Consider the following 19,331-nt stretch of genomic DNA (forward strand, 5'->3'; position numbering starts at 1 on the left):
ATGCCGGACCGGAGAGAGACTCGCCCCGAGGAGAGGTGTGACCGCATGATCGAGCACAAGGTGCGCGTCTACCGCAGCGAGGAGCGGCTGGCCCGGGACGAGCAGCTCGCCTGGAAGATCGCCGCCGTCGCGACCGACCCGGTGGAGGTGACCGGCGAGGTCTCGGAGATGGTCATCAACCGGATGATCGACAACGCCGGCGTCGCGGCGGCGTCGCTGGCCCGCGGGCCGGTCGCCGCGGCCCGGGAGCAGGCGCTGCGGCACCCCGCGGCGGCCGGGCGGGCCGGCGCCACGGTGTTCGGCGTGGCGCCCGAGACCCGGGTCTCCCCCGAGTGGGCGGCCTGGGCGAACGGCGTCGCCGTGCGCGAGCTCGACTTCCACGACACCTTCCTCGCCGCCGACTACTCCCATCCCGGCGACAACATCCCGCCGATCCTGGCAACCGCCCAGCACGTCGGGCTCGGCGGGCGGGAGCTGCTGCGCGCCATCGCGACCGGCTACGAGATCCAGGTGGCGCTGGTCCGCGCGATCTGCCTGCACAAGCACAAGATCGACCACATCGCGCACCTCGGGCCGTCGGCCGCGGCCGGGATCGGCACGCTGCTCGGCCTGCCCACCGAGACCGTCTACCAGGCCGTCGGCCAGGCGCTGCACACCACGACGACGACCCGCCAGTCCCGCAAGGGTGAGATCTCCAGCTGGAAGGCCTACGCGCCAGCGTTCGCCGGGAAGATCGCCGTCGAGGCGGTCGACCGGGCGATGCGGGGCCAGGGCGCGCCGTCGCCGATCTACGAGGGCGAGGACGGGGTGATCGCCTGGCTGCTCGACGGCCCACAGGCGCGGTACGTCGTCGGCCTGCCCGGCCCCGGCGAGCCCAAGCTCGGCATCCTGGACACCTACACCAAGGAGCACTCGGCGGAGTACCAGAGCCAGGCGCTCATCGACCTGGCCCGCCGCCTCGGCCCCCGCCTCGGCCCCGAGCTGGCGACGGTGCGCCACGTCGTCATCCACACCAGCCACCACACCCACCACGTGATCGGCTCGGGCGCGAACGACCCGCAGAAGTACGACCCGACGGCGAGCCGCGAGACCCTGGACCACTCGATCCCGTACATCTTCGCCGTCGCGCTGCAGGACTCCGACTGGCATCACGAGCGCTCCTATGCACCCGAGCGCGCCGCCAGGCCCGACACCGTCGAGCTGTGGCGGAAGATCACCACGGTCGAGGACCCGGAGTGGACCCGCCGCTACCACGCGACCGACCCGGCCGAGAAGGCGTTCGGCGGCCGGGTCGTTGTCACCCTCGCGGACGGTTCGGTGGTCGAGGACGAGATCGCCGTCGCCGACGCGCACCCGCTCGGCGCCCGGCCGTTCGGGCGGTCCGAGTACGTGGCGAAGTTCCGCCGGCTGGCGGCGGGCGTCGTGCCGACCGGCGAGCAGGACCGCTTCCTCGACGCCGCGGTGCGGCTGCCGGAGCTACGCCCGGACGAGCTGGGCGAGCTGACCCTCGTACCCGACCGGCCCCTGCCCGCCAGCTGCGCAGGCGGGCTCTTCTAGCCAGCAGGAAACCAGCGACCAGAAGGGAATCGCGATGCTGCACGCCCAGACCTCGGCGGCGAGCCGGCGGGTAGCGCTGCGCGAGGCGCTGGTCGCCTCCCAGAGCGGAGGCCGGGGGCTGCTGCGTTTCCCCGGCGCGTTCAACCCGCTGTCCGCCCTGCTCATCCAACGGCTCGGGTTCGACGGGGTGTACGTCTCCGGCGCGGTGCTCTCCGCCGACCTGGGCCTGCCCGACATCGGGCTGACCACCCTCACCGAGGTCGCCGGGCGGTCCGGCGCGATCGCCCGGGTGACCGACCTGCCGGCGATCGTCGACGCGGACACCGGCTTCGGCGAGCCGATGAACGTCGCCCGCACCGTCCAGGTCCTCGAGGACGCGGGCCTCGCCGGCTGCCATCTGGAGGACCAGGTCAACCCGAAGCGGTGCGGCCATCTCGACGGCAAGTCGGTGGTCGAGACCGCCGAGATGGCCCGGCGGATCCGCGCGGCCGTCGCGGCCCGCCGCGACCCGAACTTCGTCATCTGCGCTCGGACCGACGCCCGCGCGGTCGAGGGCCTCGGCGCGGCGGCCGACCGGGCCAGGGCCTACGTCGAAGCCGGCGCGGACATGATCTTCCCGGAGGCGATGGCCAACCTGGGCGAGTTCGCGGCCATCCGCGAGGCCGTGGACGTGCCGCTCCTCGCGAACATGACCGAGTTCGGCAAGAGCGAGCTGTTCACCGCGACACAGCTCGAGTCGGTCGGCGTGAACCTCGTCATCTACCCGGTCACCCTGCTACGCCTCGCCATGGGCGCCGTCGAGGACGGCCTGCGCCGTCTCAAGGACGAAGGCACCCAGGCCGGCGTCGTCGACCGCATGCAGACCAGGGCCAGGCTCTACGAACTGCTCGACTACGCCGACTACAACGTCTTCGACGACGAGATCTTCAACTTCCGCCTCCCCGGCTGATCTCCGGGTGCGCTGATCTCCAAGCGCGCTGGTTTCCGCGTGCGCTGGTCTCCGCGTGCACCGACCGTGCTCAGATCGGGGGTTCGGACCATCGGACCGCGTAGCGCGCGGTGCCCTCGGCGACAGCCGCGTGGACGGCACGGGCCAGCCGTGCTCCCCACTGCGAGCGCGGGCCGCAGTACTCGGCCTGCGACCCTCGGTCGGCGGGTCCGTCCGGGCAGCACACCACGATGGCGTCCGACGCGGTACCGGTGCCGGGCACGCCGGCCTCCAGCAGAGCCTGGCTCTTGGCCTCGGTGGCCGTGACGACCGCGTTGACCAGGGCGGCGTCGCTCAGCCGCACGGGCAGCAGGCAGACCAGGTTGACCGTTCCGGGATGCCACCTGGCCGCCCGCGTCGGCAGGTCACCCGACGCGGCGGCCCACGTCGGGTACGACAGCCCGACCGTGGCGTCGCATCGAACACCACCATCACTGGCGCCGCACATCTGCCGGACGTCCGCCGCGGTCATCAGCCCGGCACCGCCACCCTCCGGCAGACCGAGTTCGGCGGCGATCTCGCTGAGGTGGCCAGCGGGATCGTCCCGACGATAGTCCTGCGCCACTCCGGCATTGATGACCCACTCACCACGCGCGAGCCCGCCGCCGAGCACCGCGCTGGAGATCATCCGCACCGGCGCGGCGAACCGCCAGACCAGCGCCGCACGCGGCTGTCCGGTGCCGTCGTCCCGGTGCTCGAGCCGGTCGAGCTTCACCGTCAACGACGGGACAGCCGGCGACCCGGCGTCGCCCGCCATCGCCACTTCGGCGACGCCAGCCGCCGCACCGAAGGTGACCTCGGACGCGGGCCCGGCGGGCCGCCGAGGGCGACCCGCCGGGTTTTCGGTCGAGATGGGTACGTGGTCCGTCAGGATGCCGGCGACGCCGTGACGACGCCTGCCGGACGGGTGGCCGGCGCGGGAGCCTTCGCCTTGGCGGTGACGCGCTCGGCGAGAGCGCCGAAGGCGAGACCGATCGTCGCCCACATGATCATCTGGGCGATGAGCGAGTACAGCCGGAACTTGAACAGGACGTCGGCCGGAAAGCCCGGGTACACGATCTTCCCGTCCGGGTCCAGCAGCGGCTGGGGGGTTTCGGTGGCGTGCCTGCCGTACTGGGACTCGTTGAGCGGGAAGTGGCCCAGGGCGGGCAGCAGCGCCATCGCGACGGAGACGACGACCACGAAGCCGAGCGCCGCGAGCAGGCTGCCGTACCACGCGCCGAAGCGTCCGGCGAGGCGGTATCCGGCTACGACGGCGAGGATGAGCGCGACGGCGGAGATGCCGACCATGGCCAGGTAGACCGCGCTGCGGTCGCCGATCGTCTCACCGTGGCCGACCGCGGGCGGGTTCGCGGGGTACTTCACGAACGGCACGGCGTAGAAGCCGACGAAGCAGGCGGCGGCGAGGAGCGCCGCGAGCACCCGCGGCCGGATGTCGGGGAAGCGGCGGGAGACGACGAGGTAGGCCACGACGAACAGGCCAGCCATCGCCAGGCCGAACAGCACCATCCCGGTGGCGATTCCGAGGTTGCGCTGGAGCCCTCGGCTGAAGATCTCCGCCTCTTCCCCACCGACTGTCAGGCCGGCGGCCTTGTAAAGCTCCGCCTGGGCCGCGTCACGACCCGCTTCGTAGTCGATCGCGCTCTGGATAAACGGCTCGGCGAATATCCGGGCGAAGACGAACGCCAGCAGGCCGCCGAGAGCGCCGGCGCCGAGGGCGCGGAAAATGAAACGCGATTCCATGACGACTCCGGCTGCTCAGTGGCAGGGGAAGCCGAGGAAGTGCCGCGCGTCGTGCACGAACTCATGGATGTGGCTGTCCTGACCGAACAGCGACGTCGCGCCCTGGTCGATACCGATGAAGTAGTACAGCAGGAGCGAAAGAATGAGGACGCCCCCGAGCCATAGTGCTCGTGAGGTGACGGGCGAGGAGATAGCTCGGTCGTGTGCCTCGACCACAGGCGCGTTGGTACTCACGGTAGCCCCCTTCGGGATCACGCGTCCCTGAACATTCGGACCGGACCCGCAGGTGGGTCTGACTCTCAAGCGACCGCCGGACGGGCGGGAAGGCTTGATCACAGTGGCGCGACCGTGCCGGACTCGCACCGGCTTCCACCTACAGATCGCGTTCGAAGTGTGCGGGGAGCACCAGAGCCTGTCAATGGCCCATCAACCAGATCACACCACCGATACCGGCCGCGGCCGCGCGTGGGAGCATGGCGGGCACCCCTCCGATCAGACCCAGCTGGCGGCACGCAGGCGCGACCAGTTCTCGCGGGTCGCATCATCGCTGGGGAAGAACGACTCCAGCCGGAGCTCCTGCGCGGTGATGTCGATCGGCGTGCCGATCGTGGACACCACGGAGAACAGGTTGAGCGGTGTGCCGTCCACCTCGAACTGCACGTCGACCACGGGCGCCGCTTCCAGGCCCGACTCCGGGGCGGCGAGCAGCGAGGCGACGCCGGGCCTGGCCCGCAGCCCGCGCACCAGTTCGGCGGTTCGGTCATCCAGCACTCCGCCCACGGCCTCGCGACGCGCCCGTTCCAACAGGTGCGGGACGACGCTGTTCCAGTTTCGGATCGCCCGCCGGACCGGGCCAGGTTCGATGACCAGTCGAAGCACGTTGGCCGGCTCCGGCACCGGTTCAGGCGCGCACAACCGCCCGAACAACAGCTGGGCACCCTGGTTGGCCCGCAGCACGTCCCAGCTCCGGTTCATGATCACAGCAGGCAGCGGATCGTGCTGGTCGAGCATCGCCGCCAGTGCCGCGCCGACCTGGCGCAGCCGCGGGCTGTCCAGCGGCTCATGGGCGTACGACGGCGCGTAGCCACCGGCCAGCAGCAGAAGATTGCGGTCGCGCAGCGGGATGTCGAGCGTACGAGCCAACCGCTCGATCATCTGGCGGCTTGGCCGGGCCCGGCCGCTCTCGACGAAGCTCACGTAGCGGGGCGTGCTCCCGGCGGCGGACGCCAGATCCAGCTGGCTGAACCGGCGGAGGCCCCGCCAGTGGCGCAGCTGATCGCCGAGCGCCGAACCGGGCAACGAGGCGGCATCCGGCGGCACCATGCCACGGACGCTAGCCGGTCGCCGACATCGAATCCCTTCCCTGCCAGGGAATCGCGCCGCCACCTGCGGTTCGGGAGTCTGCTGGCAGCCGCCGGCCGTCGGCGGCATCGAGGAAAGGCGACGACGATGAAGCTCACCGTCCACACCACCGAATCCGCTCCCGTCGACGCCGCGCCGCTGCTACGAGGCATCGCCGACGACCTCGGCATCGTCCCCCACCTGGCCGGCACGATGGCCAGCTCTCCGGCTCTGCTCGCCGGGTTCGACGGGATGCGCCGCGCCCTCGGGACGGCCCGGCTTCCGCTGCGGGAACGCGAGGTGGCCGGCCTCGCCGTGGGCGTCGCCGTCGACAACGCGTACGGCGTCGCCTTCCACTCGACGATGCTGGACCGGCTCGACATCGACGTCGCGGACATCGCCGCGATGCGCGACGGCCGCGAGCCGGCCGAGCCGCGCGACGCCGCGGTGTACGCGCTCGCCCGTTCCCTCGCTGTCGGCCGCGGCAGGGTCGATGACGCGGTCCTGGACCGGGCAGCCGCGGCCGGCCTCGACGACGGCCTGATCCTCGACGTCGTCCTCGAAACCGCCTTCGCGGGCCTCGTCGGCCTCGTCGACAACCTCGCCGACCGGGTCGAGCTGGACGGTTTCCTTCGCCGATGGGAGTCGGGCGACCAGCACGCCAGCTCCGCAAGTGGCTCCGGCATGGTCGAAATCTGATCGCACATGACGACGGCCGCCGTGCCAGGAGGTGGAGGACCACGTCCGCGGCGCGGGCGGCGCCGCTGGCGGGGCGCGCCGGGTCAGTCGCGCGCCCCGCCAGCGGGATTGGGGGTACAGGGGTCAGCCCGCGGCGGCCGACGCCTCCGGTGCCGGCGCGGTCCCGCTGTCCTTGTCCTTCTTGCTGGGCTGCTGGGGCACGCCGTGGACGCGCTCCAGCTCGATCTCGTCGGCGTCCGGTTCCCGTGGCGCCGGCTTGGTCAGGGCGAAGACGACGCAGATGGCGGCCAGGAGCAGGTAGCCCAGCGCGACCTGGCCGTTGGCGTCCCACTCGACCTTCTCGCCATGAATCAGGCCGATGAACGAGAGCACCGCGCCGATGGCCGAGAAGATCGCCGCCGAAATGAATCGTTTGTCGATGATGAAGGCGACGATCGAGCCCAGCACGAGGCCGGCCAGGATCGCCCCCTCACCGAAGATCATCAATCCCTTGTAGATGACTCCCGCCTGGTTGATCTTGTCGTAGCCCACCTGGGTCGCGCTGGTGCCGGCGGCCGACAGCACGTTGTCCATCAGGCCGACCGCCCACGAGGCGATGTTGGGCAAGAGGGCCGCGACCACCGCCGGCGCGTGTGCCCGGGGCGAGACCTGGAAGGCCTGGGCGCCGATGAGCAGGCCGATGTAGAGCAGGATCGGCACGATCGCCGGCAACGGGAGAATCGAGCCGAGGAGACTGAACAGGCTGAAGAAGCACAGGACCGCGATCATCACGCCGGTGGCCAGCGAATAGCCGGTGCGGCCGCCGGCGCCCTTCCAGCCGGGGTGGCCGATGTAGACGGCGGGCGGGAACGGCGAGCCCAGGCAGGAGCCGATCACGGCGCCGAAGCCGTCGGCCAGCAGGACCGCGCGCAGGTTGTAGTTGTCACCGGCCGAGGCGGCGCTCTCCACGTTGGTCATCGCCTCGGTGAAGTTGTAGACGCCCAGGGGAATGGCGGTCGCCAGCAGCGGCGAGAGGTCCTTCAACCCGGAGAACAGCATGTCGAACCGGAAGTCGGGCACGGCCAGCGCGATGTCCTTGGCCGCCGAGGTCACGTCCGGGGTGTCCATGAAGCCGCCGATCCAGCCGATCGCCGTGCCCACCAGCAGCGCGACAGCCCCGATCGGCAGGTTCCAGGGCAGCTTGATGTCGGTGAGCAGCCCGACGATGAGCAGGGCGAAGACGGGCAGCGCGATCCAGGCCGCCTCCCACATCTGCCCGACCGGCCGCATCGAGATGAACGCGACCGAGATACCGGCCAGGGTGCCGAGCATTGCCGCCCGAGGCGCGTAGCGGCGGATCGTCGGGCCGACGAACGCGCCGAGCATGACGATCACGCCGATGATGAAGGCCCACGCCATGCCGGCTTCCCAGGCCTTGAACGGGTCCTTCGTCTTCAGGTAGATCGGCAGCATGATGACGAACGTGACGATGAACATGTGCGGCACGCTGGGCCCGTACGGCATCGCCGTGACGTCCGACCGGTTTTCTTTGATCGCGAGCCGGCGGGCCAGATAGGTGTAGTACAGATTTCCGAGGATCAGTGCGATCCCGAGTGCGGGCAGAATCGTGCCGAGCACATCACCCTTGGGAATCGCGATTACGCCGATGCACAGCCCCGTCAGTACCAGGACGTTGACCAGGACGTTGATACCGAGACCGAAGAAGGCGTTGAGGTCCCCCCGGACCCACAGCGGCGGACCGGCGGTGGCTGTGCCGCCCGTCCCTGGAAACTTCACCATGGCAGACTCCTCAATGACGGGTGGGCACAGCCGCGGCGCGGCTGCCCGGGTGCTGGCCGCGGACGCGGCCGGTCATAATCCGCCCGGCGCGCGGCGGCCGGATTCCTGAACTACCGGCCGGTGGTCACTGGGCCGCGGACGCCGCCGAGAGGGGCGCGAGCGCGTCGATGAACGCGGCCGACGGCGCGACCCAGCCGAAGATTCCGCCCTGCGCGGCGATCATCTCGAGGGCGACCCGCTGGAACTCCGGGAAGTAGCTGCCGACGCAGTCGGACAGGACCAGGCACTCGTACCCGCGGTCGTTGGCCTCCCGGACCGTCGTGTGCACGCACACCTCGGTCGTGACCCCGGTGACGACGAGGCTCTTTATGCCCTTCTCGGCCAGGATCTCGCCGAACGACGTGGCGTAGAAGGCACCCTTGCCGGGCTTGTCGATGACGATCTCACCCTCGATCGGCGCGAGTTCGTCGATGATGTCCTGGCCGTACTCGCCGCGAATGAGAATTCGCCCCTTCGGGCCGACGTCGCCGATTTTCAGGGCCGCGTTCCCCCGGTTCAGCTTGGCCGGGGGCAGGTCCGAGAGATCCGGCTTGTGGCCTTCCCGGGTGTGTATGACGGTCAGGCCGGCGGCACGGGCGGCGGCGAAGACCGCCGTCAGTGGCTCGATGGTGCTCCGCAGCTGGGACACGTCGTTGCCGAGGCTTTCACCGAAGCCGCCCGGCTCCATGAAGTCACGCTGCATGTCGATGACGACGAGGGCCGTCGTGGCTGGATCAAAGGTGAAGTCGTATGGACGGGCCGAAACGGTGAGTGGTGCGCTCGTCATGCCAGAGTCCTGTCGTCGGCGGAGACGGGGACGGTATGCGGTGACCGGGAAAACCAAACCGGTTGGTGTGGTCGTCGGAGCACCTCGCGGATCACCGCGCAGGACGGGAGCGGCCCCAGGGCTGGGGGGCGAGCCGGCCGGGATGCCCGGATCCGGAGGCCTGCACGTGCGATTCGGTCGGGATTTTGGTCTTGATACCGCGGGCGCTAGCTGCCTTCGACGACTGTCGGGCCGTTCGGTTTCGGGGCGCGTGTCGCTGTGTAACGCAGCGGTAAATGACGTATACAATCGCGTATCCGGCGTCGTATACAGATCTCCTTGCTGGCGACGCTAGCGACACCAAGTAGTCGGTTCATCACCATCAGCCAGACCGTCGACTCGTTCGCCAGTGAACGGCGCGATCGTTGCGGGCCGGCCGACCAAGATCCGGTACGGTTACTCGCCTGGGCCGCTTTGCCGCTTTCAACCCCTATGACGCCCCTTGCTACGTTGAGGGCCCCCTGGGGAGAGGTTGAGGCGTGCACGCAAACGAGCTGCTCACAGCGGCTGTAGACAGCACCGGGCTGTCCGACTTCGGCGACGACGAGATCTTCGGCGGGGACGGGTGGCGGGACGGCCTTGCCCGGCTGATCGACGATCTTCCCGGAGCACGGTTCAACGAGCTGGGGCACCTGGCCCTGGGGATCGAGATGGGCGCCTACCTCAGCCGCCGGCTGCGGATCGTGGACTACCACCGCGCCAACCCACAGATCCGGGACCGCGACATCACCCCGCCGGTGATCATCGTGGGACAGGCCCGCACCGGCACCACGCTGCTGCATGACGCCCTCGCCCAGGACAGCGCGCATCGGGTGCCGATGACCTGGGAGGTCGAGCAGCCGGTGCCGCCGCCGCGGACCGAGACCTACGAGACCGACCCCCGCATCACCGAGGCCGAAGAGCTCTACGCCGTCACCGACACGCTCATCCCGGGCTTCCGCACGATCCACCAGATCGGCGGACGGCTCGCGCAGGAATGCGGCCGGATCATGGGTACCGCGTTCATCAGCACGATCTTCCCCTACCAGTACCACGTGCCCGGATACATGCACTGGTGGCTGCACGACGCCGTCAGGGACGGCCACATCGCCGGCGCGTACGTCTGGCACCGGCGTTTTCTCGAGGTGCTGCAGAGCGAGCACCGCGGCCAGCGCTGGCTGATCAAATGGCCGTCGCACATCTGGACGCTGCCGCAGCTGATGGCGCAGTACCCGAACGCGCTGCTCGTGCAGACCCACCGCGACGTGGCGAGGCTGGTCGCCTCCAACACCAGCCTGTCCGCCGCGCTGCGCAGCCTGCACTCCGACCAGGTCGACCGGGAGGAGACCGCGGCGCTGTTCGCCGAACTGCTCGTCGACGGGGTGGAACGCTCCCTGGACGCCCGGCTCGACGGGACCGTGCCGGCCGACCAGGTCATCGACATCCAGTTCGCCGACCTCATGGCCGACCCGATGGCGACCGTGCGGGCGATCTACGACCGCTTCGGCTTCGAGCTGAGCCCCCAGACCGAGGCCCGGATGGCCACATTCATCCAGGGCAACAAGCGGGAGACGAGCGGGCACCGTTACGCCTTCGCCGACACCGGCCTGGACCTCGCTGACGTCCGGGCCCGCACAGCCCGGTACACCAAGTACTTCAAGGTCGCCGAGGAGGACGTGTAGCCGACGGAGTTAGCTGGACCCCTCCGCATCATTGGCCAGAGGATCACGCCAGATCACGCCAGATCACGCGAGACCGGGCTAGAGGAAGGGGCGATGGCCTTGCCGTCCGAGGAGCTGTTGCCGAGTACACGCCGCGCGCTGCTGCACCGGCTGGCCGTCGGGCAGGCGGAGGGGCGCACGCCCTCGCTGGTCGGCGCGGTCGTGCGCGGCGGCCGACTCGTCTGGACCGACGGCCGGAGCATGATCGACGGGCACAGCCCGGACGCCGACGTCCAGTACCGGATCGGCTCGATCACGAAGACCTTCGTCGCGGTGCAGGTCATGCGCTTGCGTGACGAGGGCGTGCTGGACCTGGCGGACCCGCTGGACCGTCACCTTCCCGGCACCACGGCCGGGTCGCTGACGATCGCCCAGCTGCTCGGCCACACCTCTGGCCTCGCGTCCGAGACCCCGGGCCCCTGGTGGGAACGCACCCCGGGATCGCTGCGGCCACAGCTTGGTGACGTGCTCGGCCAGCCGGCGGTACGCCACCCGGCGGGCCGCCGGTTCCACTACTCGAACCCCGGGTTCGCACTGCTCGGCGCGCTGGTCAGCCGGCTGCGCGGACAGCCGTGGGGCGAGGCGCTGCGCCAGGAGGTGCTGGCGCCTCTCGACCTCACCCGGACCGCACCGTCACCTCAGGCCCCGCACGCCGGCGGCTTCGCGGTGCACCCGTGGGCCGACGTGATGCTGCCCGAGCCGTTGGAGGACACCGGGGTGATGGCGCCCGCGGGTCAGCTCTGGTCGACCGCCGCCGACCTCTCCCGCTGGGCGGCGTTCCTGGCCCGGGGGGCCGGCGGTGTCCTGGGCGCCGGCACCCTCGCCGAGATGCGCCGGCCCGCGTCGGAACCGGACGAGGCCGACGACTGGACCGGCTCGTACGGGCTCGGCCTGGAACTGCGACGGCAGGACGGCCAGGTGCTCTACGGCCACACCGGCTCGATGCCGGGATTCCTCGCGGCGCTCTGGGTGAGCGAACGAGACGACGTCGCCGCCGTCGTCCTGGCGAACGCCACCTCCGGACCGGCGGTCCCGCTGATCGCCGCCGACCTGATCCAGATCGTGGCCGAGCACGAACCGCGCATCCCGGACCCGTGGCGCCCGCTGCCGACCCCCGATCCAGAGCTGCTGGCGCTCACCGGCCTGTGGCACTGGGGACCGGCACCGCACCTGCTGCACCTGCGCGCCGACCGCGGGCTGGAACTCGTCCCGTATGGCGCGACCGGCCGCGGTGCCCGCTTCCGGGCTGAGGCGAACGGCACCTGGACCGGCCTCGACGGCTACTACGCGGGCGAGACGCTGCGTGTCGTCCGGGCGCCCGACGGCACCGCCAGACACCTGGACATCGGCAGCTTCGTGTTCACCCGCACGCCGTACGACCCGACCACCGACCTCCCCGGCGGCCTCGCCCCACAAGGCTGGCAGACCTACTGACCCGCGCCGAGGCGCACCTCGGCGTGGAAGATCGCCAGCTCTGTACCGCGATCCGAACCTCGAGCCCGCCCCAGTTCGGATCCGGATACAGAACCGCTGATCAGGCCCACGGTGCGACGATCTTGCCGGGCCAGCCTTCGCCGAGGCGGCGCCAGATCGTCGAGCCGCCGCTTCCGACCTCTGGGCGTCAGGAATCCGGGAGGTGGCCGGCCAGCAGGGTGGCGAGGCGGTCCATCTCGGCGGCGGGGACCCAGCGTCGCTCGGGTGCACGCAGCTGGGCGAACACGGCCGGACCGCGCTCGTCCGGGGAAAGGTCCGGGGCCCGCGGGATGACGTGGACGTGCAGATGCTCGAAGCCCACCGCCTCGGAGAAGCAGGCGACGTAGATCTTCTGACAGTCGAGGGCCGCGGTGAGCGCGACGCTCAGCCGCCGGGTCACCAGTCCGAGCTCCGCCGCCTCCGCGGCGGTGAGGTCCGCCAGCGACAGGACGTGGCGACGGGCGACGACCACCAGCCAGCCGGGTATGGCCGACGTGAACGCGTGTGCCACCCGCCAACCGTCACCGACAAGGATCCGCTCCCTGGGTGGGAGCGTCGCCGGCTCGGCCGCGTTCTGCGTGCAGGAAAAACAGCCGGCTCCGGGCGGCTTCCCGTCATCCACAAGATCTACGCTAACGGGGCGGGCCGGACCGCAGCCGCGCGCTCAGCCTGTGCGACGTCACGGGGAATCCTGTCAGGCGTCAGGGGCGCGAAACGCTGCTGGTCGTGGCCGTGAGGTCTGACAGGACGTCCGGGATCCCCTGGCGCCTGCCACGGCGCGGGAGCGGAGTGATCGGGGCGGCGTTCCGCGCGGCCGTTGCCCCGGGCAGACATTGCCTGAGGCAGCACTAGACGAGTAATTCCGATCTCTGGTCAGTGGTCGTAGGCGATCAGGGAGCGGGTGACGGGCGCGGCGGTCTTGTTGTTGTGCCAGATCGCCGCGGCCATCGCCAGTAGGCGCTGGGCGACGCGGACCGCGACGCCCTCGAAGGTCCGCCCGCCGTGTTGTTCCAGGTCGAGTTGGCCCTTGAGGGTGTCGTTGACCGACTCGATGAGCTGGCGGACCTTCTTGAGCATCGGCTCGCCGTTGCGCGCCGTCTCGTCCTTGCGGTGCGGACGGAGCAGGTCGATGCGCTGCTCGGACAGTGCCGCCTCGAGGTCGTTCGAGGCGAACCCCTTGTCCGCGATCAGCAGGATCCGGTCTCGTTCGGCGATCAGGGCGGCGTCGTGGTCGAGCATCGCGGCGAGCACCTCCCGTTCGCCGATCTTCGGGTTGGCCAGTGCCCACAGGACGGGCATGCCGGTCGGGGTGCAGACCAGGTAGAGCTTGAGGCCCCAGTAGAACCGGGAGTGCGACGCGCAGTAGCCGTAGCCGGCCCAGCCGGCCATCTCGGAGCGCTTCACGGTCGGCCGGGACATCCCGCACGGGACGGGGGTGGCGTCGGTGATCCAGTGGTTGTCGAACCAGAAGTCGCTGTCGACCGCGACCGCCCTGATCGCCTCCTTGACCAGCGGCAGCGCCGTCTTCAGACGCCGGTTGTAGCCGGACTGGCCCGGCAGATACGGGAACATCCCGGTCAGATGCCTGCGGGCGTAGCGCAGCCAGCGGGCCTCGGAGTGGTGGCCGAGCAGGGCCTGGGCGACCGCGAGGCAGACGAGTTCGGAGTCGCTCAGCGTGGGTGGCCGTCCGGTCCGTCGTCTCCCTCCGATCCGGTCGTCGATCTTCACATAGAGTGCGGTCAGGAGGGTTTCCAGGTCTTGCGTCACAACTCGATCTTGGAAACCCTCTCTCCATGCCCGACCACCGGTCACCCAGACTTCGGACTTACTCGTCTAGTCGGCCGCCCTCGCCGGCGCTGGCCTGGCTCAGCCGGTGCCGCCGGCCAGGGCTGGGCGGATGGTCGCGCTTCGACGTGCACGTGCGGCGGCCGTCATGGCCGCGGCGACCAGCGCGAGCGCGACCCACGGCAGGGTCCCCGCCCCGGACCGCTCGAGCACGATGCCGCCGGTCAGCGAGCCGCCCGCGATACCGAGGTTGAACACGGTGGCCTGCACGGAGGTGGCGACGTCGGCCTTCTCGGCGCCGCAGGCGTTGACCACCGCCGCCTGCAGCAGCGTCGGCGCCGCGCCGTACGCCGCGCCCCAGACGGCGATGGAGACGAGCAGGACCGCCGGCGCGCGCCCGAACACTCCGAGCACGAGCATCGCGGCCGCGATGAGACCGAGTGCGACCAGCAGCATCGCGCTCGGGTGCCGGTCCACCAGCAGGCCGGCGGCCCACACTCCGAGGACGGTCGCGCCGCCGAAGACGAACAGGGCCAGGCCGGTGTCGCCGAATCGCGACCACTCGGCCAGAGGCGCGATGTACGTGTACACCGCCTGGTGGCCCAGCAGCAGGAACAGGGTCACCGCGAACACGGGACGCAGGCCAGGAGTGACGAGGACCCGCCGCAACGGGAGGCGCGCTGTGGCCGGCTCCCCCGGGAAGTCAGGAACGCGCCGCAGCACCCAGACCACGAGAACCAGCGCCAGCGCGGCGAGCACGGCGAAGCTGGCACGCCAGCCGAGGATCGCGGCGAGTGCCGCGCCAGCCGGAATGCCCACCGCGGTCGCGACCGTGATGCCGGCGAGGACGACGGCGATCGCCCGGCCCTGGCGTTCGGCCGGAACCATCCTGGCGGCGTAGCCGGCGAGCATTCCCCAGCTCACGCCGCCCGCCGCGCCGGCCAGCAGCCGAGCGACGAAGGTGAGCGGATAGCTGCCAGACAGCGCGATGACAGCGTTGGAGAGCGCGAACGCAGCGAGCGCGCCAACCAGCACCGGACGGCGGCGAAAGCCCCGCAGGAGGGCGGCAAGCGGCACGGCCGCCAGGCACGAGGCGGCCGCATAGCCGCTGACCAGGAACCCGACGCTGGATCGGGACACGTGCAGGTCCGCGCTCACGCTGGTCAGCAGCCCGGCCGGCAGCAGCTCGGTCACCACGGCGGTGAAGGCCGTCGCCGTGAGCGCGAGCAGCCCGGACCAGGGAAGCCCGGCCGGCCGGGGCGCCAGCTCCCCCGGCCGGACCGGCAGCTCCCCCGGCCGTGGCGTCTGTCTGGCCTCAGGCCCGCCGCCGGCCGGCGACGTCCCACTCGCCGGCAGGGCCTCAGATGCCTCGAACATGGACATGCAACGATGCTCAAACGTTCACATCAATGTGATAGCAAATGTGGTGCTGATCACCCAGTCATCGGTCGAGTCAAGTCTGGCCCCAAGGCAGGACGGGCCCAAGGCAGGACGGGCCCAAGGCAGTGAGACAACCATGAGAATCGGCGAAGTCTCGCGGCGCACCGGCGTCCCAGCCAGGATGCTCCGCTACTACGAGGAACAGGGGCTGCTGAGCCCGGAGCGGGCCGGCAACGGATACCGCGCCTACTCCGAGTCGACGGTCGAACGTGTCAGGCAGATCCGCGGCCTGCTCGACTGCGGCCTGACGACCGAGATCATCCGCATCATCCTGCCGTGCCTGGACGGACCCGACCACATCTACCTGCTGCCGGAGAACCTCAGCCCACGGACCGCCGAACTCCTCCGCGACGAGATCGCCCGCATCCAGCAGCGGATCGACTGCCTGACGCGCAACCGCGACGCCGTCCTCGCCTATCTGGCGGCCGCGCAGTCGGGCATCGCGCCGTGCGCTGGAAGCCGGCGCACGGCCGAGCGGTCCCCCGAGCCCGATCGACCCGCTCAGGACTGCCGCGAGAGCTGAGGTCCTGGCCGTCCGCGAGGACGGCGACCCAGTTGAGTGCGCTGACAGCAGCATCCAGCGCGGCCCCATGAGCAGCCCGGTGAGCCATCGGGGCAGCCGCACGGTGCGGCGTGGCAGGGGCGCGTCACCTCGCCGAGGCGTCCGCCGGGTACCAGCGAAGCTCGACGGTGTTGCCGTCGGGATCGCGGATGTAGAGCGAAACCGCCTCACCGCGCGCACCGAAGCGGGTGTCCGGGCCGTCCACGACCGTGACGATGCCCGCGTCGATGACCTCCTGCCAGTCGAGCGGATCCACGACGAGGCAGAAATGATCCACATTTGCCGAGCCGCGTGGCATCGCGACCAGGTCGATGATGGTCTCGCCGCTGACCCGGACGGATGGGAACGGAGCCTCACCCGCCCGCCACTGCTCGACGCGGACGGGCTCCAGACCAAGAACACCGCAGTAGAAGGCAAGCGAACGCTCGACGTCGCCCACGTTGAGAACGAGGTGGTCGAATCCGGTGACCCGCATTGCGATCAATCCTTCCCCATCGGCCCCCGGCACTCCACGGTCACCCGCGTTTCACCGTCCCGTGGAGCGTCTCACGGGGTGTAGATCTCGGCGATCGTGGTCAACGCGCCCGACTCAACCTTGATGAAGCACTTGAGCCGCCCATCCGGCCCGAACTGGCCCAGTTTCGCGGCCAGCGCGGACAGCGTGGTCGGGACGTCTCCTCCGGCCGGGTCGTCCAGGCTGACCCCGTCCGCGGGACCGTTCTCGTCCACGTATTTCAGCTGGGCCTTTGGCGCGACGGGCAGAGTGCGCGGCACCGCGTTGCTGTTGCGTAGGTAGTAGTCGTTGCACCGCTCCGCGGGCCACGGTCCCGGGTCGCCGTCCTCGGTGCAGGCCTGCTGGGCGGCGGTGCCGGTGAACCATTCGACGACGTCGAACGTCACGGTGGCCTTCACCGGGTCGACAGCCGTGACGTAGGCGGCGTATTCACCCCGCAGCGGGGTGGCGGTGGGGCCGTCCCCGTCGTCGGCCGTCGGCGTGCTCGGGCCAGCTTGGGCGGACGGCGCCGCCGTCGGGCCGCCTCCGGCCACGGTCGGCGCGGTGGTCGGGCCAGCGGTCGGGCCAGTTCCGGCGGCCGGCGCCGCGGCCGGGCCTTCTCCGGCGGCCGACTCCGTGGTCGGGCCGCCTCCGGCGGCGGCCGGCGCGGCGCTCGGCGAGGCAGCCGTGGTCCGAACCGCGCCCAACGGCAGATCGACAAGATCGATCGACGGCGGCGCCGAACCGGCGCCGACCGATTCAGCGGCGACGGTCACCCGATCGTCCGCCGGGCGCGCGGCCCCATTCCCGGCGGCCCCCGCGGAGCTCGTGGGGGCCCAGGTCAGCGCGCAACAGGCCACCGCGGCCAGCAGCGCGACCCGCACCGAAACAGCGGCCGCCGAGCCGCGACCACCGAGCCCGAACCGTCCGGCCGGGCCCGCGACATTCCGTTCCCGCACGAGTCCCCCACGCACTACGTCGTGGTGACCGGCGAAAGCCGATCACCAACCAAATCGTAGTCAGCCACTAAACGTCGCTGCTTTAGGGAGCAGGATCGCACACGCCAAGTTTCGTCTAGTCTGCTGGATCTGTGACCCGCGATGGCGCCGTTGAACGCCCATGCCCGGATCGTTCCGACGCGAGCCGCGGACCGGCGCCCGGAGCCGACACCAGCACCGGCACCGGTACCGCCCGCCCCCATCGGCGTTCCCTCCTGCTCGGCGGACTGGGCCTCGGGGGCGCCGCGCTGGCCGCGGCGGGCCTGGCCGCCTGCGGCGGCTCCGATGGCGCCACGCCGACCCCGGCTCCCACCCTGCGCGCGCCCACGCCCGTTCCCGGGGTGGCGGACGGGGTCTTCGGCCTCGGCGTCGCGAGCGGCGATCCGCTGCCCGACGGCGTGATCCTCTGGACCCGGCTCGCGCCGAAACCCACCGAAGGTGGCGGGATGCCAGCCCGGGACGTCCCCGTCGACTGGCAGGTCGCCACCGACGAGGGCTTCCGCTCGGTGGTGCGCGCCGGTACGCAGACCGCGTCGGCGGCGTTGGCGCACTCCGTCCACGTCGACGTCCGTGGCCTCGAACCGGGGCGGGACTACTACTACCGGTTCCGCGCCGGCACCGTGCTCAGCCCGGTCGGCCGCACCCGGACGGCGGCCGCGCCGGGGGCCGGCCCGGACGCGGCCGGCGGGTCGCTGGCGTTCGCGCTCGTGTCCTGCCAGGACTTCCAGAACGGCTACTGGCCGGCGTACGACGCGGTCGCCGCCGACCGGCCGGATCTCGTCGTGCACGTCGGCGACTACATCTACGAGTACGACCCGGACAGCAAGTTCGCGGACCGGCGGCACACCACCCCGCAGACCCCCGGCCTCGACCAGCTCCAGACCCTGGCGGACTACCGCAACCGCTACGGCCAGTACAAGTCGGACCCGGCACTGCAGGCCGCCCACCTGGCCGCGCCCTGGGTGGTCACCTGGGACGACCACGAGGTCGAGAACAACTACGCCAGCCTCGTCGACGAGCTCGGCGACAGCGGGCCACGACACCAGGACCCCACGGCGTTCGCCCGCCAGCGCGCGGCCGCCTACCAGGCCTATTACGAGCACATGCCGATCCGCGTCAAGCTGAACCCGGGCTCCCCCGACCTGCAGATCTACCGTCGGCTCACGTTCGGCAGCCTGGCGACGCTCAACGTCCTGGACACCCGGCAATACCGGACACCCGTGCCGGGCGACTCCTCGACGGCCATCGGCGCCGCCGCGCTGGGCGGCGCCAACGCCGGCGGCACGATGGCCGGCGCCGGGCAGGAGCGGTGGCTGCGCGCGGGGCTGGACGCCTCCCGTACCCGGTGGAACCTCATCGCGCAGCAGACGATGATGGCGCAGCTCGACGGCCAGCTGCCGGGCGGGGACGGGCAGACGCTGACGAACCTGGACCAGAACGACGGCTACCGCCCCTACCGGCGGCGCGTGCTGACCGGCGTGCGGGACAGCAAGGCCCGCAACCCGGTCGTGCTGTCCGGGGACCTGCACTGCGCGTGGGTCAACGACCTGCGGGTCGACTTCGACCAGCCGGAGACGCCGGCCGTCGCCACCGAGTTCGTCTGCACCTCGATCAGCTCGGCGTTCTTCCTCATCAGCGACGACTTCGTCCGCGACAACAACGCCCGCTTCAACCCGCACGTGCGGTACTTCCGGGGCGACCGACGCGGCTACACCCGCATCCGGCTGACACCCGCGGAATGCCGCGCCGATTTGCGGATCGTCGCCGACAGCTCCCGCCGTGACTCCCCGGTCACCACCGACGCCACCTGGGTCGTCGAGGACGGCCACCCCGGCGCCCAACCGGCCTGACCCAACCGGCCTGACCCGCCCGACCCGCCCGACCCGCCTGACCGCCAGCAAGGCAAGA

Annotated in this window: 18 protein-coding genes; 7 read left to right on the forward strand and 11 right to left on the reverse strand. The window is 71.0% G+C overall.

Annotation, left to right across the window (positions count from 1 at the left end; genetic code table 11):
• Nucleotides 1-45: 45 nt before the first annotated feature.
• Together FRCN3DRAFT_RS0222975 and prpB are read left to right on the forward strand one after the other, a co-directional pair.
• Nucleotides 46-1,557, forward strand: coding sequence for an MmgE/PrpD family protein (locus tag FRCN3DRAFT_RS0222975; protein WP_007511339.1), 1,512 nt, complete (start codon nucleotides 46-48; stop codon nucleotides 1,555-1,557).
• 34 nt (nucleotides 1,558-1,591) lie between these two features.
• Nucleotides 1,592-2,506 (forward strand): methylisocitrate lyase, encoded by a 915-nt coding sequence (gene prpB, locus FRCN3DRAFT_RS0222980; protein WP_007511338.1) that lies wholly within the window; start codon nucleotides 1,592-1,594, stop codon nucleotides 2,504-2,506.
• Between the two features lie 70 nt (nucleotides 2,507-2,576).
• On the opposite strand, the gene FRCN3DRAFT_RS0222985 is transcribed toward prpB, so the two are convergent.
• The 4 genes from FRCN3DRAFT_RS0222985 to FRCN3DRAFT_RS0223000 form a co-directional block, all read right to left on the reverse strand.
• Nucleotides 2,577-3,260 carry an adenosylcobinamide amidohydrolase gene (locus FRCN3DRAFT_RS0222985; RefSeq protein WP_035929163.1) on the reverse strand — a complete coding sequence of 228 codons (684 nt, stop codon included), beginning with the start codon at nucleotides 3,258-3,260 and terminating at the stop codon, nucleotides 2,577-2,579.
• Nucleotides 3,261-3,412: 152 nt separating this feature from the next.
• On the reverse strand, nucleotides 3,413-4,288 hold the full coding sequence (locus tag FRCN3DRAFT_RS0222990; protein WP_007511336.1) for a CbtA family protein: 876 nt from the start codon (nucleotides 4,286-4,288) through the stop codon (nucleotides 3,413-3,415).
• 15 nt (nucleotides 4,289-4,303) lie between these two features.
• The gene (locus FRCN3DRAFT_RS0222995; protein ID WP_007511335.1) at nucleotides 4,304-4,522 is read right to left on the reverse strand and encodes a CbtB domain-containing protein; all 219 of its coding nucleotides are present in this window, start codon (nucleotides 4,520-4,522) and stop codon (nucleotides 4,304-4,306) included.
• 258 nt (nucleotides 4,523-4,780) lie between these two features.
• Complete coding sequence (locus tag FRCN3DRAFT_RS0223000; RefSeq protein ID WP_007511334.1) at nucleotides 4,781-5,611, reverse strand: helix-turn-helix domain-containing protein; 831 nt, start codon at nucleotides 5,609-5,611, stop codon at nucleotides 4,781-4,783.
• 126 nt (nucleotides 5,612-5,737) lie between these two features.
• Between FRCN3DRAFT_RS0223000 and FRCN3DRAFT_RS49750 the strand changes: the two genes are divergently transcribed.
• The gene (locus FRCN3DRAFT_RS49750) at nucleotides 5,738-6,328 is read left to right on the forward strand and encodes a carboxymuconolactone decarboxylase family protein (RefSeq protein ID WP_007511333.1); all 591 of its coding nucleotides are present in this window, start codon (nucleotides 5,738-5,740) and stop codon (nucleotides 6,326-6,328) included.
• Between the two features lie 123 nt (nucleotides 6,329-6,451).
• Here the strand turns inward: FRCN3DRAFT_RS49750 and FRCN3DRAFT_RS0223010 are convergent, their stop codons facing one another.
• On the reverse strand, nucleotides 6,452-8,107 hold the full coding sequence (locus FRCN3DRAFT_RS0223010; RefSeq protein WP_007511331.1) for a permease family protein: 1,656 nt from the start codon (nucleotides 8,105-8,107) through the stop codon (nucleotides 6,452-6,454).
• Between the two features lie 124 nt (nucleotides 8,108-8,231).
• Nucleotides 8,232-8,933: a cysteine hydrolase family protein gene (locus FRCN3DRAFT_RS0223015; RefSeq protein WP_007511329.1), complete on the reverse strand. Its 702-nt coding sequence runs from the start codon at nucleotides 8,931-8,933 to the stop codon at nucleotides 8,232-8,234.
• Nucleotides 8,934-9,451: 518 nt separating this feature from the next.
• Here FRCN3DRAFT_RS0223015 and FRCN3DRAFT_RS0223020 point away from each other — a divergent pair.
• Both FRCN3DRAFT_RS0223020 and FRCN3DRAFT_RS0223025 read left to right on the forward strand, forming a co-directional pair.
• Nucleotides 9,452-10,633 (forward strand): sulfotransferase family protein, encoded by a 1,182-nt coding sequence (locus FRCN3DRAFT_RS0223020; RefSeq protein ID WP_007511326.1) that lies wholly within the window; start codon nucleotides 9,452-9,454, stop codon nucleotides 10,631-10,633.
• 93 nt (nucleotides 10,634-10,726) lie between these two features.
• The gene (locus FRCN3DRAFT_RS0223025) at nucleotides 10,727-12,106 is read left to right on the forward strand and encodes a serine hydrolase domain-containing protein (protein WP_007511325.1); all 1,380 of its coding nucleotides are present in this window, start codon (nucleotides 10,727-10,729) and stop codon (nucleotides 12,104-12,106) included.
• A 187-nt stretch (nucleotides 12,107-12,293) separates the two neighbouring features.
• On the opposite strand, the gene FRCN3DRAFT_RS0223030 is transcribed toward FRCN3DRAFT_RS0223025, so the two are convergent.
• The 3 genes from FRCN3DRAFT_RS0223030 to FRCN3DRAFT_RS0223040 all read right to left on the reverse strand — a co-directional run bounded on the left by FRCN3DRAFT_RS0223030 (nucleotide 12,294) and on the right by FRCN3DRAFT_RS0223040 (nucleotide 15,313).
• Nucleotides 12,294-12,767, reverse strand: a complete 474-nt coding sequence (locus FRCN3DRAFT_RS0223030; RefSeq protein WP_007511322.1) for an HIT family protein — start codon at nucleotides 12,765-12,767, stop codon at nucleotides 12,294-12,296.
• Nucleotides 12,768-13,018: 251 nt separating this feature from the next.
• Nucleotides 13,019-13,912, reverse strand: coding sequence for an IS982 family transposase (locus FRCN3DRAFT_RS0223035; RefSeq protein ID WP_007507587.1), 894 nt, complete (start codon nucleotides 13,910-13,912; stop codon nucleotides 13,019-13,021).
• A 99-nt stretch (nucleotides 13,913-14,011) separates the two neighbouring features.
• Entirely contained in the window at nucleotides 14,012-15,313 is a 1,302-nt protein-coding gene (locus FRCN3DRAFT_RS0223040; protein WP_007511320.1) for an MFS transporter, read from the reverse strand.
• A 133-nt stretch (nucleotides 15,314-15,446) separates the two neighbouring features.
• Here FRCN3DRAFT_RS0223040 and FRCN3DRAFT_RS45780 point away from each other — a divergent pair, with 133 nt between their 5' ends.
• Nucleotides 15,447-15,893 (forward strand): MerR family transcriptional regulator, encoded by a 447-nt coding sequence (locus FRCN3DRAFT_RS45780; RefSeq protein ID WP_007511318.1) that lies wholly within the window; start codon nucleotides 15,447-15,449, stop codon nucleotides 15,891-15,893.
• A 124-nt stretch (nucleotides 15,894-16,017) separates the two neighbouring features.
• Here FRCN3DRAFT_RS45780 and FRCN3DRAFT_RS0223050 read toward each other — a convergent pair whose 3' ends face one another.
• Nucleotides 16,018-16,407, reverse strand: a complete 390-nt coding sequence (locus FRCN3DRAFT_RS0223050; protein WP_007511316.1) for a VOC family protein — start codon at nucleotides 16,405-16,407, stop codon at nucleotides 16,018-16,020.
• A gap of 71 nt (nucleotides 16,408-16,478) precedes the next feature.
• The gene (locus FRCN3DRAFT_RS0223055; protein ID WP_157845246.1) at nucleotides 16,479-17,201 is read right to left on the reverse strand and encodes a hypothetical protein; all 723 of its coding nucleotides are present in this window, start codon (nucleotides 17,199-17,201) and stop codon (nucleotides 16,479-16,481) included.
• Between the two features lie 314 nt (nucleotides 17,202-17,515).
• Here FRCN3DRAFT_RS0223055 and FRCN3DRAFT_RS0223060 point away from each other — a divergent pair, with 314 nt between their 5' ends.
• The gene (locus FRCN3DRAFT_RS0223060; RefSeq protein ID WP_007511313.1) at nucleotides 17,516-19,273 is read left to right on the forward strand and encodes an alkaline phosphatase D family protein; all 1,758 of its coding nucleotides are present in this window, start codon (nucleotides 17,516-17,518) and stop codon (nucleotides 19,271-19,273) included.
• Nucleotides 19,274-19,331 lie beyond the last annotated feature (58 nt).

The organism is Pseudofrankia saprophytica, assembly GCF_000235425.2.
In the GTDB taxonomy this organism is placed as follows: Bacteria; Actinomycetota; Actinomycetes; order Frankiales; family Frankiaceae; genus Pseudofrankia; species Pseudofrankia saprophytica.

Bases quoted from the DNA above. Each gene is read 5' to 3' on its own strand.
- FRCN3DRAFT_RS0223010 (WP_007511331.1), bottom strand. From the start codon at position 8,107: ATGGTGAAGTTTCCAGGGACGGGCGGCACAGCCACCGCCGGTCCGCCG.
- FRCN3DRAFT_RS0222975 (WP_007511339.1), top strand. From the start codon at position 46: ATGATCGAGCACAAGGTGCGCGTCTACCGCAGCGAGGAGCGGCTGGCC.
- FRCN3DRAFT_RS0223000 (WP_007511334.1), bottom strand. From the start codon at position 5,611: ATGGTGCCGCCGGATGCCGCCTCGTTGCCCGGTTCGGCGCTCGGCGAT.
- FRCN3DRAFT_RS0223050 (WP_007511316.1), bottom strand. From the start codon at position 16,407: ATGCGGGTCACCGGATTCGACCACCTCGTTCTCAACGTGGGCGACGTC.
- FRCN3DRAFT_RS0223015 (WP_007511329.1), bottom strand. From the start codon at position 8,933: ATGACGAGCGCACCACTCACCGTTTCGGCCCGTCCATACGACTTCACC.
- FRCN3DRAFT_RS45780 (WP_007511318.1), top strand. From the start codon at position 15,447: ATGAGAATCGGCGAAGTCTCGCGGCGCACCGGCGTCCCAGCCAGGATG.
- FRCN3DRAFT_RS0223025 (WP_007511325.1), top strand. From the start codon at position 10,727: ATGGCCTTGCCGTCCGAGGAGCTGTTGCCGAGTACACGCCGCGCGCTG.
- prpB (WP_007511338.1), top strand. From the start codon at position 1,592: ATGCTGCACGCCCAGACCTCGGCGGCGAGCCGGCGGGTAGCGCTGCGC.
- FRCN3DRAFT_RS0222990 (WP_007511336.1), bottom strand. From the start codon at position 4,288: ATGGAATCGCGTTTCATTTTCCGCGCCCTCGGCGCCGGCGCTCTCGGC.
- FRCN3DRAFT_RS49750 (WP_007511333.1), top strand. From the start codon at position 5,738: ATGAAGCTCACCGTCCACACCACCGAATCCGCTCCCGTCGACGCCGCG.
- FRCN3DRAFT_RS0223040 (WP_007511320.1), bottom strand. From the start codon at position 15,313: ATGTCCATGTTCGAGGCATCTGAGGCCCTGCCGGCGAGTGGGACGTCG.